The sequence below is a fragment of the Fictibacillus sp. NPDC058756 genome (assembly GCF_042746035.1).
Taxonomy (GTDB): Bacteria; Bacillota; Bacilli; order Bacillales; family Fictibacillaceae; genus Fictibacillus.
Genome location: NZ_JBHYPU010000001.1, coordinates 1,047,398 through 1,074,307, shown reverse-complemented (window position 1 = coordinate 1,074,307; position 26,910 = coordinate 1,047,398). Strand labels below are relative to the sequence as shown.

General features: G+C 38.0%; 26 protein-coding genes and 1 other annotated feature (1 of these 27 running past the window's edge). Of the genes, 6 read left to right on the top strand and 20 right to left on the bottom strand.

The window, feature by feature from the left end:
• Positions 1–119: 119 nt before the first annotated feature.
• Complete coding sequence (locus ACFW35_RS05395) at positions 120–428, top strand: PepSY domain-containing protein (protein ID WP_379844303.1); 309 nt, start codon at positions 120–122, stop codon at positions 426–428.
• A gap of 44 nt (positions 429–472) precedes the next feature.
• Here the strand turns inward: ACFW35_RS05395 and ACFW35_RS05390 are convergent, their stop codons facing one another.
• The 3 genes from ACFW35_RS05390 to trmB form a co-directional block, all read right to left on the bottom strand.
• Positions 473–1,009 carry a hypothetical protein gene (locus ACFW35_RS05390; protein ID WP_379844302.1) on the bottom strand — a complete coding sequence of 179 codons (537 nt, stop codon included), beginning with the start codon at positions 1,007–1,009 and terminating at the stop codon, positions 473–475.
• Between the two features lie 129 nt (positions 1,010–1,138).
• Positions 1,139–1,978, bottom strand: a complete 840-nt coding sequence (locus tag ACFW35_RS05385) for a YtnP family quorum-quenching lactonase (protein ID WP_379844301.1) — start codon at positions 1,976–1,978, stop codon at positions 1,139–1,141.
• A 94-nt stretch (positions 1,979–2,072) separates the two neighbouring features.
• On the bottom strand, positions 2,073–2,714 hold the full coding sequence (gene trmB / locus ACFW35_RS05380; protein WP_379844299.1) for a tRNA (guanosine(46)-N7)-methyltransferase TrmB: 642 nt from the start codon (positions 2,712–2,714) through the stop codon (positions 2,073–2,075).
• Between the two features lie 119 nt (positions 2,715–2,833).
• On the opposite strand from trmB, the gene ACFW35_RS05375 reads away from it, so the two are divergent.
• Positions 2,834–3,118, top strand: coding sequence for a YtzH-like family protein (locus tag ACFW35_RS05375; RefSeq protein WP_379835280.1), 285 nt, complete (start codon positions 2,834–2,836; stop codon positions 3,116–3,118).
• Between the two features lie 44 nt (positions 3,119–3,162).
• Here ACFW35_RS05375 and ACFW35_RS05370 read toward each other — a convergent pair whose 3' ends face one another.
• The 6 genes from ACFW35_RS05370 to thpR all read right to left on the bottom strand — a co-directional run bounded on the left by ACFW35_RS05370 (position 3,163) and on the right by thpR (position 8,906).
• The gene (locus ACFW35_RS05370) at positions 3,163–3,945 is read right to left on the bottom strand and encodes a phosphotransferase (RefSeq protein WP_379835282.1); all 783 of its coding nucleotides are present in this window, start codon (positions 3,943–3,945) and stop codon (positions 3,163–3,165) included.
• Between the two features lie 150 nt (positions 3,946–4,095).
• Positions 4,096–6,234 carry a type I pullulanase gene (gene pulA / locus ACFW35_RS05365; protein ID WP_379844298.1) on the bottom strand — a complete coding sequence of 713 codons (2,139 nt, stop codon included), beginning with the start codon at positions 6,232–6,234 and terminating at the stop codon, positions 4,096–4,098.
• Positions 6,235–6,335: 101 nt separating this feature from the next.
• Positions 6,336–6,536, bottom strand: coding sequence for a hypothetical protein (locus ACFW35_RS05360; RefSeq protein WP_379835285.1), 201 nt, complete (start codon positions 6,534–6,536; stop codon positions 6,336–6,338).
• Between the two features lie 29 nt (positions 6,537–6,565).
• Positions 6,566–7,489 (bottom strand): diacylglycerol/lipid kinase family protein, encoded by a 924-nt coding sequence (locus tag ACFW35_RS05355; protein ID WP_379844296.1) that lies wholly within the window; start codon positions 7,487–7,489, stop codon positions 6,566–6,568.
• Positions 7,490–7,537: 48 nt separating this feature from the next.
• The gene (locus ACFW35_RS05350; RefSeq protein WP_379844295.1) at positions 7,538–8,320 is read right to left on the bottom strand and encodes a hypothetical protein; all 783 of its coding nucleotides are present in this window, start codon (positions 8,318–8,320) and stop codon (positions 7,538–7,540) included.
• A 25-nt stretch (positions 8,321–8,345) separates the two neighbouring features.
• Positions 8,346–8,906, bottom strand: coding sequence for an RNA 2',3'-cyclic phosphodiesterase (gene thpR / locus ACFW35_RS05345; RefSeq protein WP_379844293.1), 561 nt, complete (start codon positions 8,904–8,906; stop codon positions 8,346–8,348).
• Between the two features lie 116 nt (positions 8,907–9,022).
• On the opposite strand from thpR, the gene cysK reads away from it, so the two are divergent.
• Positions 9,023–9,958 (top strand): cysteine synthase A, encoded by a 936-nt coding sequence (gene cysK, locus ACFW35_RS05340; protein ID WP_379844291.1) that lies wholly within the window; start codon positions 9,023–9,025, stop codon positions 9,956–9,958.
• Between the two features lie 781 nt (positions 9,959–10,739).
• On the opposite strand, the gene ACFW35_RS05335 is transcribed toward cysK, so the two are convergent.
• The 3 genes from ACFW35_RS05335 to ACFW35_RS05325 are packed head-to-tail and all read right to left on the bottom strand — an operon-like array spanning position 10,740 to position 14,372.
• Positions 10,740–11,918: an MFS transporter gene (locus ACFW35_RS05335; RefSeq protein ID WP_379844290.1), complete on the bottom strand. Its 1,179-nt coding sequence runs from the start codon at positions 11,916–11,918 to the stop codon at positions 10,740–10,742.
• A 24-nt stretch (positions 11,919–11,942) separates the two neighbouring features.
• Positions 11,943–13,343, bottom strand: coding sequence for a dipeptidase PepV (pepV, locus tag ACFW35_RS05330; RefSeq protein WP_379844288.1), 1,401 nt, complete (start codon positions 13,341–13,343; stop codon positions 11,943–11,945).
• A 24-nt stretch (positions 13,344–13,367) separates the two neighbouring features.
• A complete protein-coding gene (locus ACFW35_RS05325; protein ID WP_379844287.1) occupies positions 13,368–14,372 on the bottom strand; it encodes a potassium channel family protein in 1,005 nt (334 codons plus the stop codon).
• A gap of 431 nt (positions 14,373–14,803) precedes the next feature.
• Between ACFW35_RS05325 and ACFW35_RS05320 the strand changes: the two genes are divergently transcribed.
• The gene (locus ACFW35_RS05320) at positions 14,804–15,022 is read left to right on the top strand and encodes a DeoR family transcriptional regulator (protein WP_379844285.1); all 219 of its coding nucleotides are present in this window, start codon (positions 14,804–14,806) and stop codon (positions 15,020–15,022) included.
• A gap of 313 nt (positions 15,023–15,335) precedes the next feature.
• Here ACFW35_RS05320 and ACFW35_RS05315 read toward each other — a convergent pair whose 3' ends face one another.
• Both ACFW35_RS05315 and ACFW35_RS05310 read right to left on the bottom strand, forming a co-directional pair.
• Entirely contained in the window at positions 15,336–15,965 is a 630-nt protein-coding gene (locus ACFW35_RS05315; RefSeq protein WP_379844283.1) for a PRC-barrel domain-containing protein, read from the bottom strand.
• A 42-nt stretch (positions 15,966–16,007) separates the two neighbouring features.
• On the bottom strand, positions 16,008–16,736 hold the full coding sequence (locus tag ACFW35_RS05310) for a pseudouridine synthase (protein ID WP_379835300.1): 729 nt from the start codon (positions 16,734–16,736) through the stop codon (positions 16,008–16,010).
• Positions 16,737–16,836: 100 nt separating this feature from the next.
• On the opposite strand from ACFW35_RS05310, the gene ACFW35_RS05305 reads away from it, so the two are divergent.
• Positions 16,837–17,274, top strand: a complete 438-nt coding sequence (locus ACFW35_RS05305; protein ID WP_379844282.1) for a DUF6884 domain-containing protein — start codon at positions 16,837–16,839, stop codon at positions 17,272–17,274.
• Positions 17,275–17,323: 49 nt separating this feature from the next.
• On the opposite strand, the gene ACFW35_RS05300 is transcribed toward ACFW35_RS05305, so the two are convergent.
• Complete coding sequence (locus ACFW35_RS05300; RefSeq protein ID WP_379844280.1) at positions 17,324–18,928, bottom strand: putative polysaccharide biosynthesis protein; 1,605 nt, start codon at positions 18,926–18,928, stop codon at positions 17,324–17,326.
• Positions 18,929–19,167: 239 nt separating this feature from the next.
• Between ACFW35_RS05300 and ACFW35_RS05295 the strand changes: the two genes are divergently transcribed.
• On the top strand, positions 19,168–20,430 hold the full coding sequence (locus tag ACFW35_RS05295; protein ID WP_379844279.1) for an NAD(P)/FAD-dependent oxidoreductase: 1,263 nt from the start codon (positions 19,168–19,170) through the stop codon (positions 20,428–20,430).
• A gap of 1 nt (position 20,431) precedes the next feature.
• On the opposite strand, the gene ACFW35_RS05290 is transcribed toward ACFW35_RS05295, so the two are convergent.
• The 5 genes from ACFW35_RS05290 to leuS all read right to left on the bottom strand — a co-directional run bounded on the left by ACFW35_RS05290 (position 20,432) and on the right by leuS (position 26,351).
• Positions 20,432–20,620, bottom strand: a complete 189-nt coding sequence (locus tag ACFW35_RS05290; RefSeq protein WP_379835307.1) for a sporulation protein Cse60 — start codon at positions 20,618–20,620, stop codon at positions 20,432–20,434.
• A gap of 88 nt (positions 20,621–20,708) precedes the next feature.
• Positions 20,709–21,344, bottom strand: a complete 636-nt coding sequence (locus tag ACFW35_RS05285) for an SDR family oxidoreductase (protein WP_379844277.1) — start codon at positions 21,342–21,344, stop codon at positions 20,709–20,711.
• Positions 21,345–21,555: 211 nt separating this feature from the next.
• The gene (locus ACFW35_RS05280; RefSeq protein ID WP_379844276.1) at positions 21,556–23,475 is read right to left on the bottom strand and encodes a putative bifunctional diguanylate cyclase/phosphodiesterase; all 1,920 of its coding nucleotides are present in this window, start codon (positions 23,473–23,475) and stop codon (positions 21,556–21,558) included.
• Between the two features lie 138 nt (positions 23,476–23,613).
• The gene (locus tag ACFW35_RS05275; RefSeq protein ID WP_130294330.1) at positions 23,614–23,916 is read right to left on the bottom strand and encodes a rhodanese-like domain-containing protein; all 303 of its coding nucleotides are present in this window, start codon (positions 23,914–23,916) and stop codon (positions 23,614–23,616) included.
• Positions 23,917–23,930: 14 nt separating this feature from the next.
• Positions 23,931–26,351: a leucine--tRNA ligase gene (gene leuS, locus ACFW35_RS05270; protein WP_379844274.1), complete on the bottom strand. Its 2,421-nt coding sequence runs from the start codon at positions 26,349–26,351 to the stop codon at positions 23,931–23,933.
• A 336-nt stretch (positions 26,352–26,687) separates the two neighbouring features.
• Positions 26,688–26,910: a binding site (T-box leader), on the bottom strand (it continues 5 nt past the right edge of the window).

The window sequence follows — 26,910 nt, the reverse complement described above, 5'->3', positions numbered from 1 at the left end:
CTCGAACCCTCCATCTGTATCATGAGTATCTTAACAAAAACAGAGAAGAAAAAGAAGGCTTTTCTTTGTTATACTAAAAAATAGAAGAAAAGAAACTCTACATAAGGTGGTTAATGATTATGAAATGGAGAAACCTGATCTTTGCCGGGCTTGCAGGTGCTGCAGTAGGATATGCAGTTACTAAAAAACAAACAGAGTGGCTCTCACCTGAAAAAGCTTTAAAAATGTTAAAAGAAAAAGCAAATCAAACCTATAACATTTCAGGTTCATGGATGTTAGTCAATCGGGAAAGCACTTCTGTTTTTGGTCTTCCATACACGGTTTATAAAGGAGGCTTTTCTGACTCAAGTTATGGCAATGCCCCAGTACATTATGAATTTTTGATCGATGCAAAAACAGGAACCCTTCTACAGCTCGAAGAAAAATAAAAACAAGCCCCACATTGGCTAATTAGCCAATATGGGGCTTTGTTTTATCGATAAAGATTGTCTTGGTTGTAAAGATTGTTTTCAATCTTGAATTTTGTAGTAAGGTATTGACGCTTTTCCCAAACTGTCAGAATAAATAACGGTACAATAATTAAAACAAACAATAATGCGGTAACAACAATAACATCCATATGAGTCCCAAGATCAGATTCATGCTTCTTTTTATAATCTTTAATCTTATCATTAGCCTTTGCAACTGCACCTTCGGCTAATAATTCATTTTTGTCTGCATCATAAAAAACAACTTCTGTATGGTCAAAATAAAAAATATTATCTCTTACAGTATCGTAATTTGCAATGGCAACTGTAACCTCAGAAGCCTCTAGCTCCGGGTCTTCATTTGGAAAAGACTGAACGTCAGATAGTGTCAGTGAGCCTGACTTTAAATCTTTGTGCTTACTTTTAATCCCTTTTTCAATTGTTTTCTTCATTTCATCAGTTGCTGTGTCTGCAGATGCAAAAGAACCGATTGATAAAAACAGTGCAAATACGGTAAACATGGCAATTAACTGTTTTTTCATTTCTTAATCCCCTTTCAATTCACCTCTAGAATTGCTTTATAGAAAAATATAATTTCATACCTTTCATATTTTAACATATCTTGTCGATTTCGACATTCACTTGAAAATGGAAATTGTATGACTTTTTTTTCACATTTTTGGAGAACGCGGTACTCTTTCCAATAAGTTCCCATCTTTATCCCATTTTACTGCTCTGTAAATGCAGTCATGATAGAAGAAATACCATGTATCAGGTTTGATCCATTTCTGCTTTGCAAAAATAGATGTCATTGGATAATCATCATATGCTAAAACCCAAAGAGGATTATGGTGAGCGTGAGTCGGCATGATATCACCTAGATGATATATCTTTTCGCTGCCAACATTTAGCTCGATGATTGAATGCCCATCACTATGGCCTCCAGTATGTATCATCTTAATACCTTCAATAGGTACAATCTCTTCTTCAAATGTCTTGACTTGGTGGGCAATTGGTTCCCAATTTTCACGCCAGTATGTATTTTGAGAACGGACATTAGGATTTTTAAGCTCTGCCCATTCTATTTCCGATGTGTAGATGACAGCGTTTTCGAAAACCGGTACCAATTTATCTTCTTGCCACTTGGATAGTCCGCATGCGTGGTCAAAATGCATATGTGTCATGAGGACGATATCAATATCACCAGGAGTCAGACCTTCTTTTTCAAGGCTCTTATGAATTAAAGATTCTTCTGAAACACCATAGTTTCTTAGCTGCTTATCCGTCAATTTACCAGCACCAATTCCAGACTCAATTAAGATGTTTTTACCTCCAAGTCCTTGAATAAGAATGGGTTCAGTTCTTAACTCAATCTGATTTTTGTCATTAACGGGATATCTTTTTTCCCACAAAGGTTTTGGAACAACTCCAAACATTGCACCGCCGTCCATATGTGTTACTCCGCCGTCCAGCCAAGTTAGTGTTATCTCGCCGATTTTCCACTGATCCATTTATCATATCTCCTTTCTCTTCACTCCTTTTACAAGTGTATCATAAGAACCTGATTCGGAATAAAAGAAAAACCCGGTGTTTTCACCGAGTTTTTTACGAACGAAATTGAGCTTCCATTCTGTATATACGAAATCCTTTTTCCGAAAACTTTTCTTCATATTCAGTCATAACGTTATCTTCCATACCGCTTTTATGAAGATCAAGACTTACATCCTGAAAAATCATTCCGTATTTAGACATGCTATGAAGTGAATATTCAAATAACCCTTGATTATCCGTTTTAAAATGAATCTCACCTTGTTTTTTAAGAATGGCTTCATAACGTTCTAAGAAGCTTTCATGTGTAAGTCTTCTTTTAGCATGTTTTTTCTTTGGCCATGGATCAGAGAAATTAAGGTAAACACGATCAATTTCTCCCGTTTCAAAATAATCTAAAATATGGGTTGCATCTGCACGAATTAATTTTACATTGGATGTTCCATCTTCTAAGATCCTGTCCAATGCAGTAATGATGATGCTGTCATAAAGCTCCATCCCTAAATAATTAATGGATGGATTCTGCTTACCCATGCCTTTTATAAATTGACCTTTACCTGTTCCAACTTCAATATGAATCGGATTATCATTTCCAAAGTAAGAACTCCACTTTCCTTTCATGGATTCAGGATCAAGTGATACTACTCCGGGGTTGTCCAATAATATTTCTTTAGCCCAAGGCTTAAATCGTTGACGCATAACAATTTCTCCCGCCTTACAATATGTTTTTTTCATTGATGTTATTTAGATCAGTTCAATATTTCAAGGATATTTTTTTCTTAACTCCATAACCTATGCATTGAAAGGATGTGCAGCAAATGCCATTAACTCATAATGATCAATTGCATATAATCAGAGATCTTCTGCAAGACCATTACACGGATTGTGCCGGTTCACCATCAGAATGTGCACAAATTGAACGCTTGGCTGCACATTTGATTGAAAATGGTGAAATCCACGAAGAAGTAAGAAATATTTTAACAAATATTAATGAATATAGTCATACTGGTTTCTCACATCAGCACTTGGAAGAACATATATCTAATCATCTTCCACATCTGGAATCGTGGATTAATACGATTCAGACACACCACCCATATTAAGACACTATTCCCTAGGAAATAGTGTCAGATTTACATTTTAATTGTCAAATCGTCCCCGCAAGCTCCTTAATACTTTCAGCAAACTGGGCAGTTTCCTTTGACTGTCCTTTTTCTTTATACCAGAAAAAAGAACTGATTGTTTGTGCAAGAACATACCAATGCATTCTGCGTTCTAGATTATCATCCAAAGTCTGGCCATAGATTTCCAGCCAGTTATCCCACTCTTCATAAGGAATATAGCTATAGAGAAGCATTCCTAAATCCAAAGCAGGATCTGCAATCATTGCACCATCCCAGTCAATAAGAAATAATTCGTTAGTATCACTTAAGAGCCAATTATTATGATTTACATCACAATGACATACCACCATATTCTCAACTTCAACTTCTGATGCAGTTTCCATAAGATAAGCAAATGAATCATTAATTATTTCGAGATAATCTTTTTCTTTTCGCATCTGCTTTTGAATGTCGTTCAGCATATCAACAGGAGTCAGTCTCTTTTTTTCTAAGCGGTTCATCATTCCCAGCAGTTCTTGAGACTGATGGATTTTTGCTAACAGTTCTGCAACGTTTTTGCTCTTCATATCAGCTGCTTTTAATTCCCGTCCGTTAAGCCATTGCTGTGCAGTAATAACATCACCGTTTCCAAGTCTTTTTGTCCATAACAATTTAGGTACAATGCCTTCAGCCGAAAGAACAGCTAAAAACGGAGAGGAATTACGCTTTAAGAACAGTTTTTGGTTCCCGTATTCAGCTATATATGCTTCTCCTGTTGCTCCGCCAGCAGGGGAAACCTGCCAATCTTCTCCCAAAATCTGTTCCAAAATGTTCACCTTCTTGTCTAGTTAGATCCGTTTTTCATTTATGTTCATTCAGCAAAGAGAATAAATTTCCGTATCAAAATAAAATACTGCGAAGTCATTATTTTAACACAAAAAATCAATAAAAGCACTTGAATATTACGACTTCAATTATCATCTTTTTATAATTAACAATGAAAACGACAATGGATTAATGAGATACGTATTTGAATCCAAATTTCTTATAACACATTTTTCGTTTTCAACTGCTATTTTCCAAGAACCCTGCTGGATTGGTATTTCTACGGCTTTTAGAGATTGATTAAATAGAAGTAATACTTTTTGCCAATTAGAACACTTTACTTTTTTATCAGTTAGGGGATGATTGATTTCCACTCCAAAAATACCTTCTGGAAGTTCATGCAATTGAATGATACTGCCTGCTTCGTCACGAAAAACAGGCTGTTCATTGCGAATTTTTATAAGCTCTTGAAAGTACTTAACATCGTTCTCGTATTTTTCACAATCATGCCAATTAAACGCATTTATTCGATCAGGCATATTGTAGCTGTTCTCAACACCATACTTCGTACGATAAAATTCTTGCCCCGAATGAATAAATGGAACGCCGCGAGAAAACAAGGTAAATGCCAGGGCAAGCTGCTGCCGTTTTTTTCGTTGCATCTCATTTTCATGCGGGTGACGAATTTTCAGAAGATCATATAAAGTATGGTTGTCATGGCATTCTGTATAGTTGATGCTTTGTTTTGCAGATAAAAACTTATCATTTTTACCGGCATACCCTTTTATAGATCTCATGATTTGATCCATAATAGAAAGTTCCTGATTTCCGTTAATAAACCCGGCAGTACCGCCAGGAAATATACTTCCTTTTACACTATCCCGGAAAGAATCGTTAAAAAATGAATAGTCAGGAAGAACTTTTGCCGAAGATAGAGTAGCTCTCTTCTCTGGGTCGAGATTCGTATTTAAATCCCAGCCTTCTCCAAGCAGAAAAATTCCAGGGTTTAATGATTTTAGTTTTTGAGCAGCAATGTTCATTGTTTCTACATCATGTATTCCCATTAAATCAAAGCGAAAACCGTCGACTTTATACTCATTTAGCCAGTATAAAAGCGCATCTAGAATGAACTTTCTTACCATTTTTCGTTCTGAGGCTGTATCATTGCCAACACCTGTACCGTTTACAGGATTGCCGCCGCCATCATATCGAAAATAATAACCTGGAACTAGCTTCTCAAAAGATGACTCTTCCAATTTATATACATGATTAAATACAACATCCAAGATAACAGAAAGCCCATTGTCCTGAAGTGTTCGAATTAAAGTTTTCAGCTCTTTGATCCTGCATACCGGGTCATTTGGTTCGGTTGCGTATGATCCTTCTGGTGCAAAGAAATGAACAGGATCATACCCCCAGTTATATTGGGTATTTGGTTTTGTTTCATCTACACTTCCAAAATCCGCGACCGGCATCAGTTGTACATGAGTAATACCCAAGCTTGTTAAATAATCCAGCCCCGTAATGTTTCCTTTGGATGTTTTTGTGTTCCTTTCCGTAATTCCAAGATATTTCCCTTTATGTTTCACGCCGCTTTCAGGATGTATCGTAAAATCTCTAACATGAAGTTCATAGATGATACTGTCCGTTTTTGAACGAAGATTCATTCTTTTTTCGGATCTCTGCCATTGGTCAGGATCTGTTTTCTGCAGATCAATAACAACCGATCTCTCACCATTAATTGTTACGGAGCGTGCATATGGATCTGGTGCTTCGACCCATTCGTGATTAACTTTAGCTCTATAAATGAACTCAGTTAAATGCTGGTCACCTTGTAATGTAAAATGCCAAACTCCTTTTTCTGTTCTTACCATGCTCGCTTCTGAAAAATCTGATTCCCCGAATTCTTTATACCTAATCTGCATTTCAACAGCTACAGGAGACCATACTCTAAAAACAGTGTAATCAGGTGTATATTGAGCACCAAGTAGACCATCATCAAAAAAGAGCGTGTCGAATTGTTCTGTCCTTACTATACTGCCTATTTTAAGGGGAATTTGGTTTCCGTTTATTTTTATCCAATAATCTTTGCCCATATCTAATTGAATAGGAGATTTGCATTTATAAATATATTGCTGGTTAAAATTTTCTTGTTTAAGTATCGTTAAGGAATGTTCTATACCATCTGCTTGTAATAAACCAAACGACGGGACGATTGAAAAAGACTTTTTAGCTACTATTGTTATTAGTGAAAAGTCATCAATATAAGCTTTTGCTTCAAAGTTCTTCAACCTGTGTTCACACCCCTTCAGTCAGCTATTACATCATATTGAACTTAAATTCATTTTGTTATTCGTAAATATTAAAAAGAGAGAGGGATGACCCGCTCTCATTAATCGTTTAAGTATTTATTTTTAAGAATTCTTCCCGCGATCACCAAAGCTGCATAAAGGATAATTGGAATAATTATACCCCATATAAGGTTATCGTTAGTAACTTCTGACACCCATTCTTTTATGCCTGGTTTTTTTTGAATCAACGCAACCCAAAGGATCGAAAAAAGAGCAATATTAAAAAAGTCAGTCCATTTCATTTTCTTCACCACTCAAGTATTCATAGATTTTAAACTTTTATCGGAACAGACAGAGGTTTTATTTCAATGGAAACTGGTGTTGTTCCTTTATATTCACCATCCGCATGAATCGCAACTGGCCTATTAGTATTCACTGTAATATTACGGCATGTAAACTGTGAAACTCCTTGCACTTTTACATGACCGCCCCAAAAGACCGAAATAAATAGCATAAGAAGTTTTGTTAACGAGATATTATGTACAACACACACATCCAGTCTTCCATCGTTGCAACGAGCCTTTGGGCATATTTTCATACCCCCTCCATAATAGGGCATGTTTCCAATCGCTACAAGCCATACTGTGTCAAAAGTATGCACCTGCCCATCGATCTCTAATTCCACAGAAGCTGGTTTATAGGATTTCAAAACTTTAAATAGTGTAATTACATATGCAAAAGTTCCGAGTCTCAACTTATGAAGCACCTTTTTATAACGGGCTTCATTTGTATATCTGGCAACTTCACCATCAAGGCCGATTCCGATCGCACTTAAAAAAACTTGATCCTTCATGCTTCTTCCGATCAAATGGATAAGTCCGGCATCACTTTTGATGAGCTTGTTTCTTTTTAAATAGGCAATTTGACTTTTACTGCCTCTGATTTTTTTTGCAAGTACACGAACAATATCATTTCCTGAACCACCCGAAATAAAGCCAAGAGGGATTTCATGGTGATCTTTTATCCCATTGAACACCTCATGAATTGTCCCATCTCCGCCTACTGCAATGATCGCTTTAATAGAATCTTTGTTTATATATATAATTTTCTTAGCTATTTCAACAGCATGACCTTTGTGCTCTGTATAAAAAGTCCGATATGAAATCTCTTCTTTATCTAATTCCTTTTTTAACCGATTAAAAGCTCTAACTGCTTTTGAGTTATTTGTATTAATTATAAAAAAGTATCTTTTCATCAATTAAGTCCTCGATTGTTTGTTTTACACTCAATTCGACAATATGTATCAAATTCCTTCAAAACTTAACTCAGACTCGTTTGTTAAGGGATCTTTTCTATAAAGAGAATTTGTCACACCCAATCTTAAGATATCCGCAACAAATTTTAATTGCTGACTCTTTACTGGAGCTGGTTCATGAATGATTTTCATATGCCACTCTTTAAAATTCCGTTTATCAACGTAATTTATTTTTCTCCAGTCGTTTGAAAGATCAATAAATGCATCAGGTGCTATTATTGTTTGTTGGATTGAAAGCTGTTCTTTATATGGATCAGCCCATGCATTAATTATACTCTTCATCCTATCAAGCCTGACAACCGGACTTAATCTTGTTTCTTTTTGCTCAGGGCTGACATTTTTCCAAAAACGCTTATTCTCCGCTTCCTGCCAAATCCCTTCACCGCTCACCCAAACGATAAGTGATATCGTTGCAGGGCCCGCTAAGATTACATCAAGTTCAACCGGAGCACTTTTAATCCGTAATACAGGCTCATAAAATAAAAAATAATTATCGGGGATTTCTTGTGTCAGAAATTGCAGCTGCTGGTCTCTTAAATATTTCTGATCAACGTTCGAAACTTCTTTTACAGTAGAAGTTGCCCAGTTCATTTGGTTTTTAAAAAGGTTTTTTCTGAATTCCTTATGCAAAAGTTTACGGCTCTCTTCTTCATTGCCAAGATTAAATGCTTTCCAGCGGTTTTCCTTAATACGCATAAATAGAGATTGATAATGATAAAGATTCTTTTCATACCGCGAAACATAATCTTGTATTTTAACAAGCTGTGCCATCCTTTTCTCCCCCTCCTTTTACTGTTTATCTAGTTAATGAAAAGGACTGTACAATCTGATATTTTGGCTGCTTTTCAAAATGTGTTTCATAAAGAACAACATTTTCTGCCAGGAATTGAACTTCTCTCCCATAGGTATCCCACCATTTCTCTGAATCAACAGGCAGTGTTGAGGAATCCAGGTGTTTTCGAGCAAGCGTAATATGCGGTGAGTAAGATCTTTTCTCTAATGTGAAATCAGCTTGTTTGCATGAATATGCCACTTGTTTTTGCAGATTATATAATCTAACCTGTTCTTCAACACCAGTCCAAAAGATTCTTGGATTCTCTTTGTTTCCAAAGAAACCAAAATGGTTAATATTTAATGCAAAAGCTTCATGCTTTTGCACGGTCTCTTTTATTAAAGGATTTAGTTTCTTTAATTGATCACGTGATGCTTTTCCTAAAAAGGCGAGTGTAATATGATAATCATCAGGATGGACCCATGTCTTAAATAAGTGATCCTTTTTTATTTCTTGGCACATTTGATTAAGTGCTGATTTCACATCAGCCTGAAGCTGCAGAGCAATAAATAAATGCCTATCCATAAAATTCACCGCTTTCCATTATTTATTTTATCAGATAATCGTATCCCTCTATCTGCTTTTTTACCTAATGGATTATTTGTTATACTAATGAGAGTAATAAAAAGGGAGTGCAAATTATGAGAGTCGTAACAAACATCGCGGAACTGATTGGAGATACACCTATTGTTAAATTAAACCGCTTGCCTCATTCAGAAGGTGCAGATGTGTACGTTAAACTTGAGTACTATAATCCGAGCCGAAGTCTGAAAGATCGAGCTGCATATAATATGATGATTGAAGCCGAGAAAAAAGGCGATTTAAAAGAAGGCTCTACGATTATTGAACCGACTTCCGGAAATACAGGAATCGGACTTGCAATGAATGCTGCAGCAAGAGGCTATAAATCTATAATCGTTATGCCGGATACGATGACTGAAGAAAGAATAAATTTATTAAAAGCCTATGGAGCAAAAGTAGTATTGACTCCAGGGGATGAAAAAATGCCTGGAGCGATAAAGAAAGCAAGAGAACTTACAGCAGAAATTCCAAACAGCTACATGCCTATGCAATTCGAAAACCCATCTAATCCAGATGCTCATCGTCACAGTACAGCGATTGAAATAAAAGAAGCCATCGAAGAAATAGGGAAACCATTTACTGCATTTATTGCACCCGCTGGAACTGGCGGAACAATAACGGGTACAGGTGAAACCCTTAAATCAATGTTTCCTGACCTTTCCGTTCACGTTGTAGAACCTAAAGGCTCTCCTGTACTTTCTGGCGGAAAACCTGGAAAACATAAGCTCGTAGGAACTAGCCCCGGCTTTATTCCCTCGATTTTAAACCAAAACGTCTATGATGAAATTGTTCAAGTAAATGATGAGGACGCTTATGACATAACAAGACGTCTTGCTTCAGAAGAAGGCATACTAGTAGGTCCATCTTCCGGTGCTGCTGTTTACGCAGCTTTAAATATTGCTGAAAAACGAAATAAAGGAGAAGTAGTTATCTGCATGACTTGTGACTCAGGCGAACGCTATCTCTCAAGCGATTTGTTTCAATTTAATTCATAAGATGTTTTCGTTTACATTGTTGTTTTTGAAAGTAGTTGATCTCCGTTCCAGGATGCTCGCTTTCCGGGGGGCGTGGGGTGAGCCTCCTCTGCGCTTTGCGCCGTTAGGAGTCTCACCTGTCCCGCTAATCCCCCAGGAGTCTCGCACCTTGCACTCCTATCAACTTTTCAATGAAGAAATGAGTTGAAAGCAACAATATTTTAAAAACAGCATTTAAAATAACCAATTTCCATAAAAGAGACAAAAGACATCCCAGAATATGTCTGGCCACTGAAAAACTGGTTGAATTTCACCGGTTTTTCTTTTTAAACAGTAAAAACAAGGGCTTCGCATGAAATTTATTGCGAAGCCCTTGTTTTTTGTCCTTGCCTTACCCTTTATTATTTCATTAACTTCATGATTATTTTTAAATTTACCATAAATATCGGGACGGCACCTTGCACTTCCTTGCTCACCAGACCCGAGGTTTCTTTATTATACAAACAAAAAGATCAAACTACCTCGTTAATACGAGATGGTTTGATCCTTCTTTTGAATTTGCGAAACAAACATGTAGTGATTGGAGCGGAAGGGTACTGACTCCTCGAAAATGAAATTCACATTTTCTTCGTGCGAGGCAATGCTGCCGAAGCCTTCCTTGTCCTGCGGGACGAGTGGGACAGGTGAGACCCATAAAGGCGCGTAGCGGCATGGGGCTCACCGCCCGCCCCGCGGAAAGCATGTACCCTGGAGCGGAGATCACCGCCCAAATCTTCAATTTAACTCAACAATTCGTTCAAGGTTAAATAGATCTGTGTACAAGAACGGGTTCTTGTTCCATTTTTGAAAGAAGAATAACCATAAGTAGACCCGCAAATGAAAGGACTCCAAAGAACAGGTACGTATAAAAAATCGAAAATTTATCAAAAATAACTCCGCCAACAAACGTACAAAACCACGAACCAAGTCCATTTCCCACAGCTGAATATAATGAGACCGCAGTAGCTCTTACTTCACTAGGCGTATACATTCGAACATATTCCATAGCAGCTGGAATGAATAGGCCTACCGAAAATCCTTGTACAATGGTTGTAGCCAATACTATTGAAAAAGATGGTTCGAAAAAGTAGAACGTCCAGCGAACAGCAGAGACTGCAGCAGCAAACATCATGATCTGCATCATACCCCATTTTTTGATCGTAAGTCCTGCAAATTTCATAAAAGGAGCTTCACTGCCTGCAGCCAATAAAAAAGCTAATCCTACTCCAGCTAAAGTGCCTCCCGTTTCCTGAATATAAAATCCAAAATAAAAGTTATTTGCAAAAATCGGTCCAAAAACAAGGAATGTAGCGACAAGAAATATAATAAATGAAGGCATTTTTATCAGCTTATCAATACCCTTTTTCATATCCGTTTTTAGTGACTGATTTTCTTTTGGCATATTAAATACAAACAAAATACACAGAAAAAGAACTGCTGTAAACATATAAAATATCACTTGGGTACCAAAAGTTTCAGCAAGTCTTCCTGCGATATATACCGCAATTGCGAACCCTACAGCACCGAACAGCCTATAGTTCCCATACTGCTTGTTCTCCTTTTGGACATAATTAAGCAATATACTGTCAGAGACGGGAACAAGCGCACTTTGCATAAAAGAAAATAAGATAAGCAATAACAATAACCATAAGTAAGAATCCAGCAATAATATACTGTAACCCAATCCGGCTGTTAGTAATAAGGTTAAGCCCAGTACGGACCGCGGACGTCGTGTAAAGTCGGTGATCATCCCCCAAAGTGGCTGAGCAAAAATCATTACAACAGGACTGATCGACATCAATGTGCCAATTTCTGTCCCGCTAAGTCCCACTTCTTCCTTAAAATAAACACCCAATAAGGGAAATAAACTTCCTAAACCAAAAAAGAAAAGCAAATAAAAGCCTTTTAAACTGATTGAGGTTTGATCAAAAGTCTTGTTCATGATGTTTTCCTCTTCTCTTTTTTCCTATTTTGCCAGTTCATAAATAGCTTGAGCGTAAATAGCTGAAGCTCGGAATAAATCGTCGATATACATATACTCATCTTTTTGGTGAGCCACATCTTCTCTGCCTGGGAACAATGCTCCGAAAGCAACTCCTGTATTTAGAGACCTAGCGTAAGTACCGCCTCCAATAGCAACCAATTCGCCTTTTTCTCCAGTCTGCTCTTCGTACACTTTTTGCAGCGTTTTGATCAATGTGTGTTTATCATCAACATAATTTGGAGGATTATTTTCGATGATTCTGAGATTCCAATTATAATCCTTGGCTCTCTTAAATAGTGTCTCTTCTATTTCATTACTGTTATGTGTAACCGGATAACGAATGTTCAATCCAACTTTGCCGCCTTCAGAATTAAATCTCATTACTCCGGCGTTTACGGTTAATTTCCCGCTAGCTTCATCCTCAGCTGCAATCCCAAGTTTATTGCCTGTGTATTCCCCTGTTACAGCTTCGAGTAAGGCCAAAAATGCTTTTCCCTGACCTGCAAAAGTATATCCGTTCAAGAATTCCGCTAGCTCTAAACCTGCATTAATACCGATTTCCGGTGTGCTTCCATGCGCAGATTTCCCTTCTGTCTGCAGCGTTAATTCCCAGTTTTCAATAAAAGAATTACATTGCATGCCCTTACTTTCTGCATATCTAGCAAATGCTTTTTCGATATTTTCTAGATCACTGCCTTTTATTTTTGCAGCAGCACGATCAGGAACCATATTCAAACGCTGACCGGATTCAAATGACATGAGTTGAAGACCATCGTTGTTCCCGCTATCGCCAGCTAAGGTAAATTCAACATCAAATATCCCTTTTTCAGCATTAATGATCGGAAAATCCGCATCAGGAGCAAAGCCGAAATCAGGCATTTCTTCATTTTTAAAATAATGTCTTACACATTGCCAATTGCTTTCTTCGTCACAGCCTATAATCATACGAACTCTTTTCGATAAAGGAAGCTTTAATTCTTGAATAATTTTCATTGCATAAAAAGCAGCCATCGTTGGTCCTTTATCATCAATTGCGCCTCTTGCATAGATCTTACCGTCTTTTATTTCAGCTCCAAAAGGATCGACCGTCCAGCCTTCCCCTGCCGGCACAACGTCCACATGGCAAAGAATACCGACCAGTTCTTCCCCGCTTCCCATTTCCAAGTGTCCGGCATATCCATCAACATCTTTTGCAGACATGCCGATTTCTTTTCCAAGATCAAGCAGGTACGTTAAAGCTTGATGAATTTCTGGACCAAATGGAGCATCCTTTGTTCCTTTCGTTTCATCCAAGATACTTGGAATCCTCAGTAGACCTTTTGTATCTTCTAAAAGCTGTTCTTTTCTTTTTTCAACTTCTTCTGTCCAATTAATATTTGACACGCGTTACACCCTTTCATATAAAGCCTAAGTGAGAGATTCGTACACTTCTTTACTGCAAATAATATAAAGTCTGGCATCTTCACGTATAGGTTCATATAATTTTTTATTAATACCTAAATCACTTCCGTCAGAAATCAGTGAGGCTCCTTCTTTTAAAAGTCCTTCAAAAGCATCTTTATATGTTATCCACTCGCTTTTTTTCTTTACTTCAAAAAGGTTTTCGCCTTCTTTATATGACAAAAGCTGCGTATAAATTTCGGTAATACCCCTTGAGAAGGCAGAGCGTACAGCCATTCGAGAAACAGTCTCGTGACTCAAAACAAACTCATCAACTTTGGCATGCCTGAAATTTTTAATGTTTTCCTCTTTTTTTATCTCAACAGTACTATGTATATGGTGATTAAGCCTTTCAACAGAGGTTACTACCAATAGCGTTTTTCCATCTGCTAATGCTGAATCTTGGATAGAATCATCTGAAAAAACAAGAACGGATTGAGCATCGTTTATGTTAGCCTGCAGTAACACAGACTCACTGGAAGGATCGCCTTGTATGTAATGTACATTTTTATGTGTTATAGGTGTTACGTTTAATTGGTCGATGAGAACGATGTCTAATTCCGGGTGAGTTTCAATAATCTCAGAAATCGCATATTTTGCCTTCTCAGACCAGCCAATAATAATAAAATGACCTTTTCCTTTAAAATTCAACCTTCCTTCCTCCTTTCGTTTCCGGTGAGCTCCTAAAGCTTCAACCAATTTCCCAATTGCTAAGCCCGCAATGCCAATTCCAATCAAAAAGATAAAAATAGCGTAAATTCTGCCTGCTATACTTACCGGATAGAAATCCCCGTAACCTACAGTCGTAACGGTTGTCATTACATACCATAAAGCATCAAACCATCCAGGAAATGTTTCCGGTTCTAATATGCGCATAACAATTGAAGAAAAAATGACGATAAAAAAAGTAAAGGAGAAAATTCCTAGTTTGTTTACAACTAGCTGCTTGAAAAACTTTTGCAAGATATACACTTTCATCCCTCCTAACTTTAAACGGTATACATAACTTTTTTCATTGTACCTTATATCATTCTTTTTTGTTATCGTTCTTTTTCAAAGTATTGGAAAATAAACAACATTGACATTTTCGGATTTTCGTGTATAATGATGCGTAAATGGGAGGTGTGGTGTGTTACCTGTACTGACAAATATTCCTTAAATGAGGATTATATGTTCGTTACTAAGGTTTTGCTGCATAGCCGCACAGACATCTTTTTGAACTCACACATTATAACAATTGGCTTACGCAGCGAAGAAACCGATATGGATTCTTCGCTTTTTATTATTTAGAAACAATGATTCTTCCAGAATTAAAGAGATTGTAATCTAACATTCATACTTCATTAACTTTTGATTGTTATCATATAGTATGTTAACAACTAATTTAAACAAGGAGTGGTTTTTTGAGTCCTTCAACTGACAGAATGTTGAATCGTGTGAAAGCCCTATATTTGTTTATACGCAAGAAAGGTACTGTAACAACACGAGAATTAGTTGAAGAATTTGGAACTACGCAGCGAACAATCCAGAGGGATTTAAATGTACTTGCTTATAACAATTTAGTAACAAGTCCTGCCCGCGGAATGTGGGAAACAACAGCAAAAAAAGTAAAAGTATCATAAACAAATCAGTATCATATATGGATAAGCATTAAAAAAAAGTTCCCGCTAAATGAGTGCGGGAACTCTTTTTTGTTTTTTTATTTAGGCTGTTTTTGCAAACTTTGTTGCTTTTGGAAGTGATTGATTTCCGTTCCTGGTGCTCGCTTTCCGCGGGGCAGGCGGTGAGCCACATTCGTAACGTTTCACTTTTAAGTGTCTCACCTGCCCGCCTGTCCCGCAGGAGTCTCACACCTTACACTCCAATCAACTGTCATAGATGTCATAGATGAAATAAGGTTTTGAAAGCACCAATCTTTTAGAAAAGAGCATTTATTTATAATTCTTCAGGACTGTTTTTGAGAAGCAAATCTGGCGTACGTTCAATTTTCCACTCTTGTGTTTTCCAATCTGGGTGACCTGTAATCGGCATATATTTTTCATCGTGGCCTAATAAACTTTTCCAAAATCCTTCAGAAAGGACAAAACCAACAGCCTGCTGACGTTCAGTATCCATGACAAGGTCTTTAATCTTACCGATCTTTTCACCACTCTGGTCAATAACTGGCCAATCCTTTACCGCGAGATAAGAATAGCATTCAATCGGTTCTTCCTTTTGCCGTTCATTACCTTCAAACACAAGCTTGTCTTCATTAATATCTACGATCTGGTGCCAAGGAATAAAGTAAGTTTCTTTAACCTCACTATAATTTGTTTCAGGATAAGCGCTCCCTGTCATAGGTGTGTTTTGCGTTCCAATCCCTGATGTTGCCGCAACAACAGATTCCATATGCCTGTCGGCAGGCATTTCCTCACGTTTAGGACTTCTGTTTTCAATCGTGAAAGTAAAATAACATAAACGATGATCATACATGTTGAAAAGAATATCGTTTACTTTATGTTCATCAAGAGGAGCCGCATCATGTTCAGCTTTTGCACCAATTATTTTATCAGCATATAACCTCATTAGGAATCATCCTCCTTTTTATTGGAAGATACCCCTTATAAATTATTCAAAAACATTCTCTTTTTCAGAAAGCAGAGAGAGTTCTTCCTCTGTTAACTCTCTATATGTACCTAAAGGCAATGTTTCATCAAGTTTTAAGTTACCCATTTGTACTCTTTGAAGATAGGTCACTTTTCTGTCCACCGCTTCAAACATTCTTTTTACTTGATGGAATTTGCCTTCTGTAATGGTTAAGTAGATTTCTGATTCATCCATCGAGTCCTGAACGATTTTTAATTTTGCAGGCTGCGTCTGGTAGCCATCTTCTAAAACAACACCTTCTTTAAATTTTTCATAAGTGTTTTCAGGAATAGACCCATTTATTTTTGCAAAATATGTTTTAGGAACATGTTTTTTGGGTGACAGCAAAGTATGTGCCAGTTGGCCATCGTTCGTTAAAATAAGAAGCCCTTCCGTATCTTTGTCCAATCTCCCAACAGGGAACGGCTCAAAGCCTTGATCCTCCAGTTCCAATAAATCGATTACTGTTTCATGCCGTGAATCTTCAGTAGCAGATATGACGCCCTGCGGCTTATTCATCATTAAGTATATAAACTCTTTGTAAACAGCTTCCACACCATGAACCAGTACATGATCTTTATCAGGATCTGCCTGAGTTTTCGGATCTTTAATCACAGTTCCATTTAAGGTAACTGCACCAGATTTTAATAATTGTTTAACTTCTTTTCTGCTTCCAAAGCCTGTATTGGAAAGCCATTTATCAATTCTCATAAGAACCTCCAGTTATATGATCTATTCTTCCTATATTATTGTAAAAAATTGATTGAATTTTATATAAACGGGGTAATTTAGTACTATAGGAGGAATTGGAATGAAAAGGAAAATAGGTCTTCTAGCAACTGCACGGAAAAAAGCTTCAACCCCTTCGGCAGCTATAGATTTATACATAAGCCCGTTATTCGTTAAGTCCGTTCAATACGCACAGAATCAATATGATGATTTCTACTTTTATAGTGCAAAAGAAGGACTTTTAACGAAAGACCAATACATTGAACCATATAATGTCTCCATCAAGAATTTTTCCGCTTCTGAAAAAAGGGAGTGGGCAGAACAAGTAATCAATGCTTTAGAAAAGCATGTTAAACCCACTCAATGCAGAATTTTCATTCATGGCGGCTGGGTATACCGTGAGTACCTTCAGCCAGCATTAGAAAAAGCAGGTTTCGAATTCGAAGTGCCGCTTGAAGGCTACAGCATCGGCAATCAGCTTAAATGGTACGATGAACAACAGCAAGAGGTAAAAAAATAATAATCTTCATGGGAAAAGAAGGCTGTATCAGCCTTCTTTTTCATTCCCCTTATTTCCTTCGTTTAAGAAATGGTACCCGGTCTCCTAATATAATCGTCAGCAGCCCTGATCGGTAACTTAAGAAGATGTATACCGCTCCTCCAGTGAGGATTCCCACTGTAAGCTCTATAATGGTATCCAGCCTTGTATCTGGCTTTCCTAATAGTGATGTTATCACCACAACTGCTATCGACATGATCGCAATAAATACTGTCATTAATACCGTTCTTCGATAAACCCATTTAAATGAAAATCCGCTGTATTTTTTGATGATATACAGGTTAAACAATATAGATAAGGAATATCCGATATTGGTTGCGATGATTGATCCTGTTCCGGCAAATACTAATAGAAGAGGTTTGTTAAGCAGCAGTTTAGCTAAAAATCCAACGCTTAAGCTAATAAAGGCAAACCGTTGCTGATTCAAACCTTGTAAAATTGCTGCAGTAACAGTAAACAACGCAAACCAAATTGCTGTAGGCGCATACCATCTAAGGTAGAAACCTCCCGTTTCCATTGACGGCATGCCAAACAGTGCTCCATATGCAGGATATGCCAGTACCGCTAAACCTATTGCTGCTGGTGCTGTTAGAAACAATACCATCTGAAATGTTTGAGTAATTTGTTTATGCAATAGATCATGGCTGTTTTGTGTAAAAGATTTGGTGATGACAGGTATTAAAGTCAGTGCAAGTGCAGTTGCAAGAGATACAGGAATCATCACCAGCTTATGTGCAATCTGTGTAATGATCGCGAAAACAGACTCTGATTCTTCTTGTGTATACCCATAGTCTGATAGTGTTTTTACAATCGTAAATTGATCAACCATTTGATAAAGCGGAATAGCAAGACCAACCGCAACAAAAGGTATCGCATATTTAATCGTTTCTAAATAAATATCTTTTAATGAAATATCTGCAACAGGTTTGCTTTTATCGTACATTTTTTGCAGATGAGGCTTTCTTTTTGCCCAATACCATATCAAGACAATAAGCCCTGCAACAGCACCAAGTGTTGCGGCAAATGTTGACAATGCAACAGCTGTTGTAGTCTCCCCGTCTAATATGTTCATCACAATGAAACTTGCTATTAGAATGAATAGAATTCTGACAATCTGTTCAACGACCTGGGAGACAGCTGTAGGTCCCATAGATTGAAAGCCTTGGAAATATCCCCGGATCAAACTCATTGATGGTACGATAATTAAAGCTGTACTAACCATCCTGATAACCAAAGTAATATCTTCAATGCTATTCCCTTTCGAGCCGCGTTCATCAATGATCTGATGTGCAAGCGCAGGGGCTAACATATACAGGATGAGAAATGCTAGAAAACCAGTTAAAGTCATGACTAGCAATCCAGATTTAAGCAGCTTTCTTCCTGCTGCATAATCGCCTAGAGCGTTATATTTAGAAACAAATTTAGAAACGGCAAGCGGTACTCCCATTGTGGAAATACTAAGCAAAATCGTATATGGAATATAAGCATAACCGTATAAAGCCATGCCTGGTTCTCCTACTAAATTGGTAAACGGAATAACAAAGATCAATCCAATAAATTTCGAGAAAAATGTAGCTGCAGATAAGATCAATGTTCCACGAAGTAATCGCGACAAACTTTTTCAGCTCCTACTAAAAATCAATAAAGATAATTTGCCTGACATCAATGTGTACGGGTCAGGCATAATACATAAACTAAAAAACATTATTAGTATTGTATCACATTAAAAGCCCGTGTAACCTCATTTAACTTTTTGCAAAAAAGTAAGGAATTGAAAATGCATAGCCTTTTTTATAAAGCTGTGCTATTGTATGAAATGATTTTTAACTGAACGATTAAGAAAGTTGGGATGTTATGATTTATGATTGTATTGTCATTGGAGGAGGTCCATCAGGTCTGATGGCAAGTGTTGGAGCTGCATCGAACGGTGCTCGTGTTCTTCTGATTGATAAAGGAGAAAAACTTGGCCGTAAACTTGCTATTTCTGGCGGAGGACGGTGCAATGTTACAAATCGTTTGCCTGTAGATGAGATCATTAAACACATTCCTGGCAATGGACGTTTCCTGTATAGTGCTTTTTCTGTATTCAACAATGAGGATATCATTTCTTTCTTTGAAAGTTTAGGAATTAAACTTAAAGAAGAAGATCATGGGCGTATGTTCCCTGTTTCTAATAAAGCAACGGATGTGGTACAAGCACTATTAAATAAGATTAAAGAGCTAGGTGTTCAAATCCGGACGAATACACCTGTTAAGACTATTAATTATAAAGAAGAATTACACGAAGTAATTTTACTGAATGGTGAAGTACTAAAAACAAAATCTATCGTTATCGCTGTTGGAGGAAAGTCAGTTCCGCATACAGGATCAACAGGTGATGGTTATGCATGGGCAAAAAAAGCTGGCCATACGATTACAGAACTGTACCCGACAGAAGTACCAATCACATCTAATGAAAGCTTTGTAAAACAAAAAACATTACAAGGAATTTCACTAAGAAACGTGGCGCTCTCAGTCTGGAACCCTAAAGGCAAAATGATTAAAGCCCATCAAATGGATATGATTTTCACCCATTTCGGAGTATCTGGACCAGCCGCATTGCGCTGCAGCCAATATATAGTAAAAGCTCTAAAAAAATTCGGCGTCCCTTCGATTGAAATGAGAATTGACTCATTTCCAGATGAAAATGAAGAAGCTCTTCTTTCCTCTATCCAAAAAAGAGTTGATGAGGAACCAAAAAAGGCTGTGAAAAACGTTCTGAAAGGAATGCTGCCTGAGAAGTATCTTTTATTCTTAATCGAAAAGACCGGCATTGATGGCGACATTTCAGCTGATCAGATCCCTAAACAATCATTGCGAAATCTAGCTCAGCAAATGAAAGGTTTTTCGTTTCATGTTAATGGAACGTTATCTATCGAGAAAGCTTTTGTAACAGGCGGGGGAGTCTCTGTAAAAGAAATCGCACCTCAAACAATGGCTTCTAAAATCCAGGAAGGTCTATTCTTTTGCGGGGAAATTCTGGATTTGCATGGATACACAGGCGGTTACAACATAACAGTAGCTTTTGTGACCGGCAACATAGCGGGTACAAATGCCGCTTATCATGCTCTCGGTTAATCTATTTTTTATAAATAATCATGGCTGAAAAAGAAAACATAGTAGAGTTTTCTTCATGTACGTTTTCACAAACCGCAATTTGATATTTAATATCAATAATTTGATCATGGGGAATACCGCTTAAGAATTCGTTTATGTTTTCTTCAAGATCATCTTCATGTTCTTCATCAAAAACTTTAACCTGTATCATAAAAAGCATCCTCTCTTAGAATGAGTCTCTTCATGAGCATTCGTTCAGTGAGGATGCTTTTCCTTTGTTGGACTTTGACTAGTTTTGTCTATATATTTTCGATTGCATTTTGAATTGGAGTTTCTCCTTCTATTAGTTCAAAAACTTTGCGGTACATATGCTCATTGCCCAAACAAGCTGCGATTGTTCTCGCTACATCCGTCCTTGGAATAGATCCGTGATCATTTAATTTTTGCTGCGCATTAATTAATCCCATACCGTCTTCATCTGTCAATGCACCAGGACGCAAGATCGTGTAGTTTAATGAACTTTCCATCAGTACCTGATCAGCATTTCCCTTTGCTTTTAAATAGTGCTGAAGACTTTTCGGTCCTTTTTCTGGTGTATCTGCTGCTATTGAGCTCACCATGATAAACTGCTGAACAGAATGCTTTTCAGCAAGCTTGATTGATTTTACCGCTCCCTCATAATCTACTGCATCTGTTTTCTCAGGACCTGTATGCCCACCAGAACCCGCTGTAAATATAACAGCGTCTACTCCATCAAATACATGTTCAAAATCTTTTTCTAAGTCACCCAGCACAGCTTCAATATTTTTATGTTTAAAGTGATCCTGCTGCTCTTCTTTTCTAACCATCGCTTTAACTGTATGACCTTGTTCAGCAAGCATAACACTTGTAAGTTTTCCGATATTTCCATTTGCTCCAATAATAAGAACGTTCATTATTATCCACTCCTTCAACTTAAGTACTTATGTATTGTTTCACTAATCAGCTTTTGTAAAACATCGCTAGCGTGGGGAGTTTGGGATGAGTCTGTCATCATAGGGAACCGCTCATAAATCTCGAGAACCGCTCGTAAAACAGCCTTACCCTTAATTCAAAAATACAAAAAAGACCCAAAAAGCCTTTTTTAGTGGCTTTTTGGGTCTATTACTAATTGATCACCATATTCTCTTGAAGATACTTTTCTAGTTCTTCTGGTTTTAAAGGCTTAAACAAATGGTATCCTTGCCCGTACATACAGCCTTGTTCCAATAAAAATTCAATTTGTTTACAGCTTTCAATTCCTTCAGCAATTACATGAAAACTAAGATTATGACCCATATCAATTATGGTTTTTACGATTGCCCCTGCTTTAGGATCCGTCAGGATATCATCAATGAACATTTTATCAATCTTTAGAGTATCTACAGGCAGCTGCCTTAAGTACGTTAAGGAAGAATAGCCTGTACCAAAGTCATCAATTGATATCCGAATCCCTTTCTCTCTTAAACGGTTGAGAACAGGTAATGTTTCTTCCATGCTTTCCATCGTTGTACTCTCCGTAATCTCTAGTTCAAGAGAAGATGCCGGAAAATGGGTCTCGATTAAAATACTTTCCACTCTATCTACAAACGATTCTTCCAAAAGCTGTCTTACCGAAATGTTTACGGATATCAGGAGATCATTAAAGCCATTTTGATGCCATTTAGAACCCTGCAAACAAGCGTTTTTTAATACCCATTCCCCGATTGGCAAGATCATTCCTGTATCTTCTGCAATAGGAATAAATTCTCCTGGGGAAATGATTCCTTCCGAATCTTTGTTCCATCTTAATAATGCTTCTACACCTGATATTTTTTTTGTATGGAACTGAACTTGCGGCTGATAGACAAGAAATAGTTCATTCTTTTTCAAGGCTTTTCTCAAACCGTGTTCAAGGTTCAGCCTTCTTTCCATTTTGCCATCATGCTGTTCGGTAAAAAATTGATACGTGTTGCGGCCGCGGTCTTTTGCCTGATACAGGGCTGCGTCTGCTCTTTTTAAAAGAGTATCACTGTCAGATCCATTTCCTGGGTACAAACTTATTCCGATACTTGGTGTCGTGAAGACTTCTTTACCGCTTAATAGGAATGGCTTTGTAAAAGAACATATGATTTCCTCAGCCACTGTCCTAACTTCTGCTGCATCTTTAAATTCCAGGAGAATGAGAAATTCATCTCCGCCTCTCCTAAACACCTGACCTTTTCCTGCGACCGTTGATTTCAGCAAATCCGCAACTTTTTGAAGTAAAAGATCTCCAAAGCTATGACCCAGTGTATCGTTGAGCACATTAAAGCGATCCAGATCTAAATACAGTAAAGCCAGGTTCCCCTGTTTCAAATCGACTTCATTCATTTTCTGTTCGAAGGTCTCCATAAATCCATTACGATTCGGCAGTCCTGTTAATTCATCAAAATAAGCCATCTGATTAATTGTCATTTCAGCATGTTTGCGTTCTGTTATATCAATCAGAATTGAATTAAAATCAACAAGTTCTCCCTTATTATTTAAAAATGGTATTCCTCTGTCCTGAATCCATCTGATGTCTCCGTCTGGACGAAGTATTCTGTATTCACTCGTAGCGATTATCCCCTTTTCTATATCGGATGCACGCATAATAGTAATTTCAAGATCATCAGGATGGATCACTTTTTTCCATAAATCCACATCATCATAAAAAGCTTGCAGCGGATAGCCATATAGTTTCTCAATCCCAGAGGTGATAAGAAGCTTATTCGTTTGCAGGTTATGTGACCAAATCGCTACATCAATGCTGTCAAAAACGTTTTGAAGATTGAGCCTGCTTGCTTCTAATTCAGCATGGGTTTCTTTATGTTTTTTTATTTCCTTCTCAAGATCTATGGCATAGCTGTCTTTTTCCTTCAACATTTTGTAGACAAAAATTCCAAACACAAAAACAGCGCCGATATCTAAAACATATATCCATATATTTTGAATATAGATCGACCCTATTGAGCCCGCTAAATGAATAGTAAAAAAAGCAGCAATTATGCTTAACCACTTCTTTTTATTTGAATGAATAAATGCCATGAGAGCCTCCAGGGTAAACAGTATATCCTTTCTATCGGCTGAAACTCCTTAATTTTTCACTCTTCCTGATAATTAGATATGTTAAATTATTTCTTCATGTAAAAAACTCCCTGCTTATTAAAGCAGGGAGTTTAATGGTTATTCTTTATTATATTCAAGCATGCCGCCAGTCATATTTTTTACTTTATAGCCTTGATCTAATAAGAAGTATGCTACATTTTCACTTCTTCGTCCAGAACGGCAAATAATGATATGTTCTTCGTTTTTATCGATCTCAGCTAATCGGTCTGGTATTTCACCCATTTTAATATGGGCTGCTTCAGGAATCTTTCCTTCAGCTACTTCCTCGTCTTCACGAACATCGATCAAGGATACTTTCTTGCCATCTTTTAATAATTGTTTCACTTCAGATGGTGAAATTTCTTCTAATTCATAGTCCATTAGAAAAGCCTCCTTTAGTTTGCCACGATATTTACGAGTTTGCCAGGTACAGTGATTATTTTGCGAATCGTTTTGCCTTCTATGCTTTGTTGAACAGCTTCTTCTTTTAAAGCGACTTGCTCCATATCCTGTCCGCTGCTGTTTGCCGGGATCGTCATCTTCGCTTTTAATTTACCGTTTACTTGAACAACGATCTCTACTTCATTTTCAACTAGCTGCGCTTCATCCCATACTGGCCAAGCTTCATATGCGATGCTTCCTGTACCACCTAACTTTTCCCAAAGCTCTTCGCAAATATGGGGAGCGATCGGAGAAAGCATTTTTACAAAGCCCTGAACTAATTCCTTAGGAAGTGTCTCCTGCTTATTGGCTTCGTTAACAAATACCATAAGCTGTGAGATAGCCGTATTAAAACGAAGACCTTCATAATCCTCCGTTACTTTTTTAACAGTCAAATGGTAAAGGCGGTTAAAAGCATCTGTTCCTTTAGTATCTTGGATCGCCGGATTCAGGGTCTTTCCGTCCTCGGAAACTAGCAATCTCCATACACGATCAAGGAAACGGCGGGCGCCATCAAGACCTGTCGTACTCCATGCGATAGAAGCATCCAGCGGTCCCATAAACATTTCGTATAAGCGAAGTGTATCCGCACCATGACTCACAACAATCTCATCAGGATTAACGACATTGCCTTTTGACTTGCTCATCTTCTCGTTGTTTTCACCAAGAATCATACCTTGGTTAAACAAGCGCTGGAACGGTTCTTTCGTTGGAACTACGCCAAGATCGTAAAGTACTTTATGCCAGAAACGCGCATATAGAAGGTGCAATACTGCGTGTTCTGCTCCGCCAATATAAATATCTACTGGCAGCCAATGCTCCAGTTTTTCAGGAGATGCCAGCTGCTCTTCATTTTTAGGATCGATGTAGCGAAGGTAATACCAGCAGCTTCCTGCCCACTGCGGCATTGTATTTGTTTCACGGCGGCCCTTCTTGCCTGTTACAGGATCGACAACATTCACCCATTCTTCTTCATTAGCAAGTGGAGATTCACCTGTTCCGGAAGGTCTGATCTCTTTCATTACAGGAAGAAGCAATGGTAGTTCTTCTTCAGAAACAGTTGTCATTGTGCCGTCTTCCCAATGAATGACCGGAATGGGTTCTCCCCAGTAACGCTGACGGGAGAATAGCCAATCACGAAGACGATAAGTAATCTTTTTCTCACCTTTACCGTTCTCAACAAGCCATGCATTCATTTTTTCAATTGCTTCGATTTTTTGCATGCCGTTTAAGAAATCAGAGTTCACATGCTCGCCATCACCCGTATAAGCAGCTTCAGCAACATTTCCTCCAGCAACTACTTCTGCAATCGGAAGCTCAAATTTAACAGCAAACTCGTGATCACGCTCATCATGAGCAGGAACAGCCATAATAGCGCCAGTACCGTAGCTTGCTAGAACATAGTCAGCAATCCAGATTGGAAGTTTTGCACCTGTTACCGGGTGGATCGCATATGCTCCAGTAAACACGCCTGACTTTTCTTTTGCAAGCTCTGTACGCTCAAGGTCAGACTTCGTTTCTACTTGCTTTTGATAAGTTGTTACTGCTTCAAGTTGTTCGTCTGTAACGATCTCCTTTACAAGCTTATTTTCAGGAGCAAGCACAAGATACGTTGCACCAAATAGTGTGTCTGGTCTTGTTGTGAAGACTGTAATTTTAGAAGAATGGCCGTCTACATCAAAATGAACTTCTGCACCTTCTGAACGTCCGATCCAGTTACGCTGCATATCTTTCAAGCTCTCAGGCCAATCCAGATCTTCAAGGTCTTCTAAAAGTCTGTCCGCATAAGCCGTAATCTTAAGCATCCATTGTTTCATAGGTTTACGGACTACAGGGTGACCTCCGCGTTCGCTCTTTCCATCGATAACTTCTTCGTTTGCTAGAACTGTTCCCAGCGCTTCACACCAGTTAACCGGAACTTCATCAACGTACGCCAGACCTTTTTTATATAACTGGATAAAAATCCATTGCGTCCACTTGTAATAAGATGGATCTGTCGTATTAACTTCACGGTCCCAATCATAAGAGAAACCTAATTCTTTAATCTGTCTGCGGAAGGTATTAATGTTTTGCTCTGTAAATTCTGCAGGATCATTACCTGTATCAAGAGCATATTGTTCAGCAGGAAGACCAAATGCATCCCAGCCCATTGGGTGAAGTACATTATAGCCTTGCATGCGTTTCATTCGGGAAAGAATGTCAGTTGCTGTATATCCTTCCGGGTGTCCTACGTGAAGACCTGCTCCGGATGGGTATGGAAACATATCTAATGCGTAAAACTTCTTTTTGTCATATTCTTCTTTCGTTTGGAATGTCTTGTTTTCATCCCAAAAATGCTGCCATTTTTTCTCAATTGTTTTGTGGTTATAATACATAACCGTTCCTCCTTCATTGACCCTGCTTTATGGTAAAATTTAAAGACTTTTTTATCTAAAGGATTGTTGCTTCATCATTGAAAGTTGATTGGAGCGAAAGGTGCGAGACTCCTCGAAAATGAAAATCACATTTTCTTCGTGCGATGTAAGGCTTCCGAAGCCTTCCTTGTCCTGCGGGATCAGCGGGACAGGTGAGACCCCGCCAGCGCGAAGCGATAGGGAAGCTCACCGCACGCCCCGCGGAAAGCGAGCACCCTGCAGCGGAAATCAACCCCTTCTTAATAGCAACAATCTTTTAAAAAGCCAAATAAAAAAACCTCCCGCCCCTAATAAAACATTAGGGACGAAAGGTTAGATCACAATTTTAAACCTGCCGCGGTACCACCCTGATTAACGCAAAAATCACGTTCACTCAAACTAACCTTAACGCGGCGGGACGGCAAGCATTACTATATTCACACTTGCAACTAAAGGGTGAGTTCAAAAAAGTCCGGGTTGACTTGCACCAGCCGTCAACTCTCTAAATACCATTCTTTTTTTACTAGTCCCTCTCATCGTT

Excerpts from the sequence above, each read along its gene's own strand:
- trmB (WP_379844299.1), bottom strand. The coding sequence starts at position 2,714 with ATGCGTCAACGATTTAAGCCTTGGGCTAAAGAAATATTATTGGACAAC.
- ACFW35_RS05375 (WP_379835280.1), top strand. The coding sequence starts at position 2,834 with ATGCCATTAACTCATAATGATCAATTGCATATAATCAGAGATCTTCTG.
- ACFW35_RS05295 (WP_379844279.1), top strand. The coding sequence starts at position 19,168 with ATGATTTATGATTGTATTGTCATTGGAGGAGGTCCATCAGGTCTGATG.
- ACFW35_RS05280 (WP_379844276.1), bottom strand. The coding sequence starts at position 23,475 with ATGGCATTTATTCATTCAAATAAAAAGAAGTGGTTAAGCATAATTGCT.
- ACFW35_RS05315 (WP_379844283.1), bottom strand. The coding sequence starts at position 15,965 with ATGAGGTTATATGCTGATAAAATAATTGGTGCAAAAGCTGAACATGAT.
- ACFW35_RS05355 (WP_379844296.1), bottom strand. The coding sequence starts at position 7,489 with ATGAAAAGATACTTTTTTATAATTAATACAAATAACTCAAAAGCAGTT.
- ACFW35_RS05335 (WP_379844290.1), bottom strand. The coding sequence starts at position 11,918 with ATGAACAAGACTTTTGATCAAACCTCAATCAGTTTAAAAGGCTTTTAT.
- ACFW35_RS05290 (WP_379835307.1), bottom strand. The coding sequence starts at position 20,620 with ATGATACAGGTTAAAGTTTTTGATGAAGAACATGAAGATGATCTTGAA.
- thpR (WP_379844293.1), bottom strand. The coding sequence starts at position 8,906 with ATGGATAGGCATTTATTTATTGCTCTGCAGCTTCAGGCTGATGTGAAA.
- ACFW35_RS05385 (WP_379844301.1), bottom strand. The coding sequence starts at position 1,978 with ATGGATCAGTGGAAAATCGGCGAGATAACACTAACTTGGCTGGACGGC.
- ACFW35_RS05395 (WP_379844303.1), top strand. The coding sequence starts at position 120 with ATGAAATGGAGAAACCTGATCTTTGCCGGGCTTGCAGGTGCTGCAGTA.
- ACFW35_RS05350 (WP_379844295.1), bottom strand. The coding sequence starts at position 8,320 with ATGGCACAGCTTGTTAAAATACAAGATTATGTTTCGCGGTATGAAAAG.
- ACFW35_RS05360 (WP_379835285.1), bottom strand. The coding sequence starts at position 6,536 with ATGAAATGGACTGACTTTTTTAATATTGCTCTTTTTTCGATCCTTTGG.
- cysK (WP_379844291.1), top strand. The coding sequence starts at position 9,023 with ATGAGAGTCGTAACAAACATCGCGGAACTGATTGGAGATACACCTATT.
- ACFW35_RS05310 (WP_379835300.1), bottom strand. The coding sequence starts at position 16,736 with ATGAGAATTGATAAATGGCTTTCCAATACAGGCTTTGGAAGCAGAAAA.
- ACFW35_RS05285 (WP_379844277.1), bottom strand. The coding sequence starts at position 21,344 with ATGAACGTTCTTATTATTGGAGCAAATGGAAATATCGGAAAACTTACA.
- leuS (WP_379844274.1), bottom strand. The coding sequence starts at position 26,351 with ATGTATTATAACCACAAAACAATTGAGAAAAAATGGCAGCATTTTTGG.
- ACFW35_RS05390 (WP_379844302.1), bottom strand. The coding sequence starts at position 1,009 with ATGAAAAAACAGTTAATTGCCATGTTTACCGTATTTGCACTGTTTTTA.
- ACFW35_RS05275 (WP_130294330.1), bottom strand. The coding sequence starts at position 23,916 with ATGGACTATGAATTAGAAGAAATTTCACCATCTGAAGTGAAACAATTA.
- ACFW35_RS05305 (WP_379844282.1), top strand. The coding sequence starts at position 16,837 with ATGAAAAGGAAAATAGGTCTTCTAGCAACTGCACGGAAAAAAGCTTCA.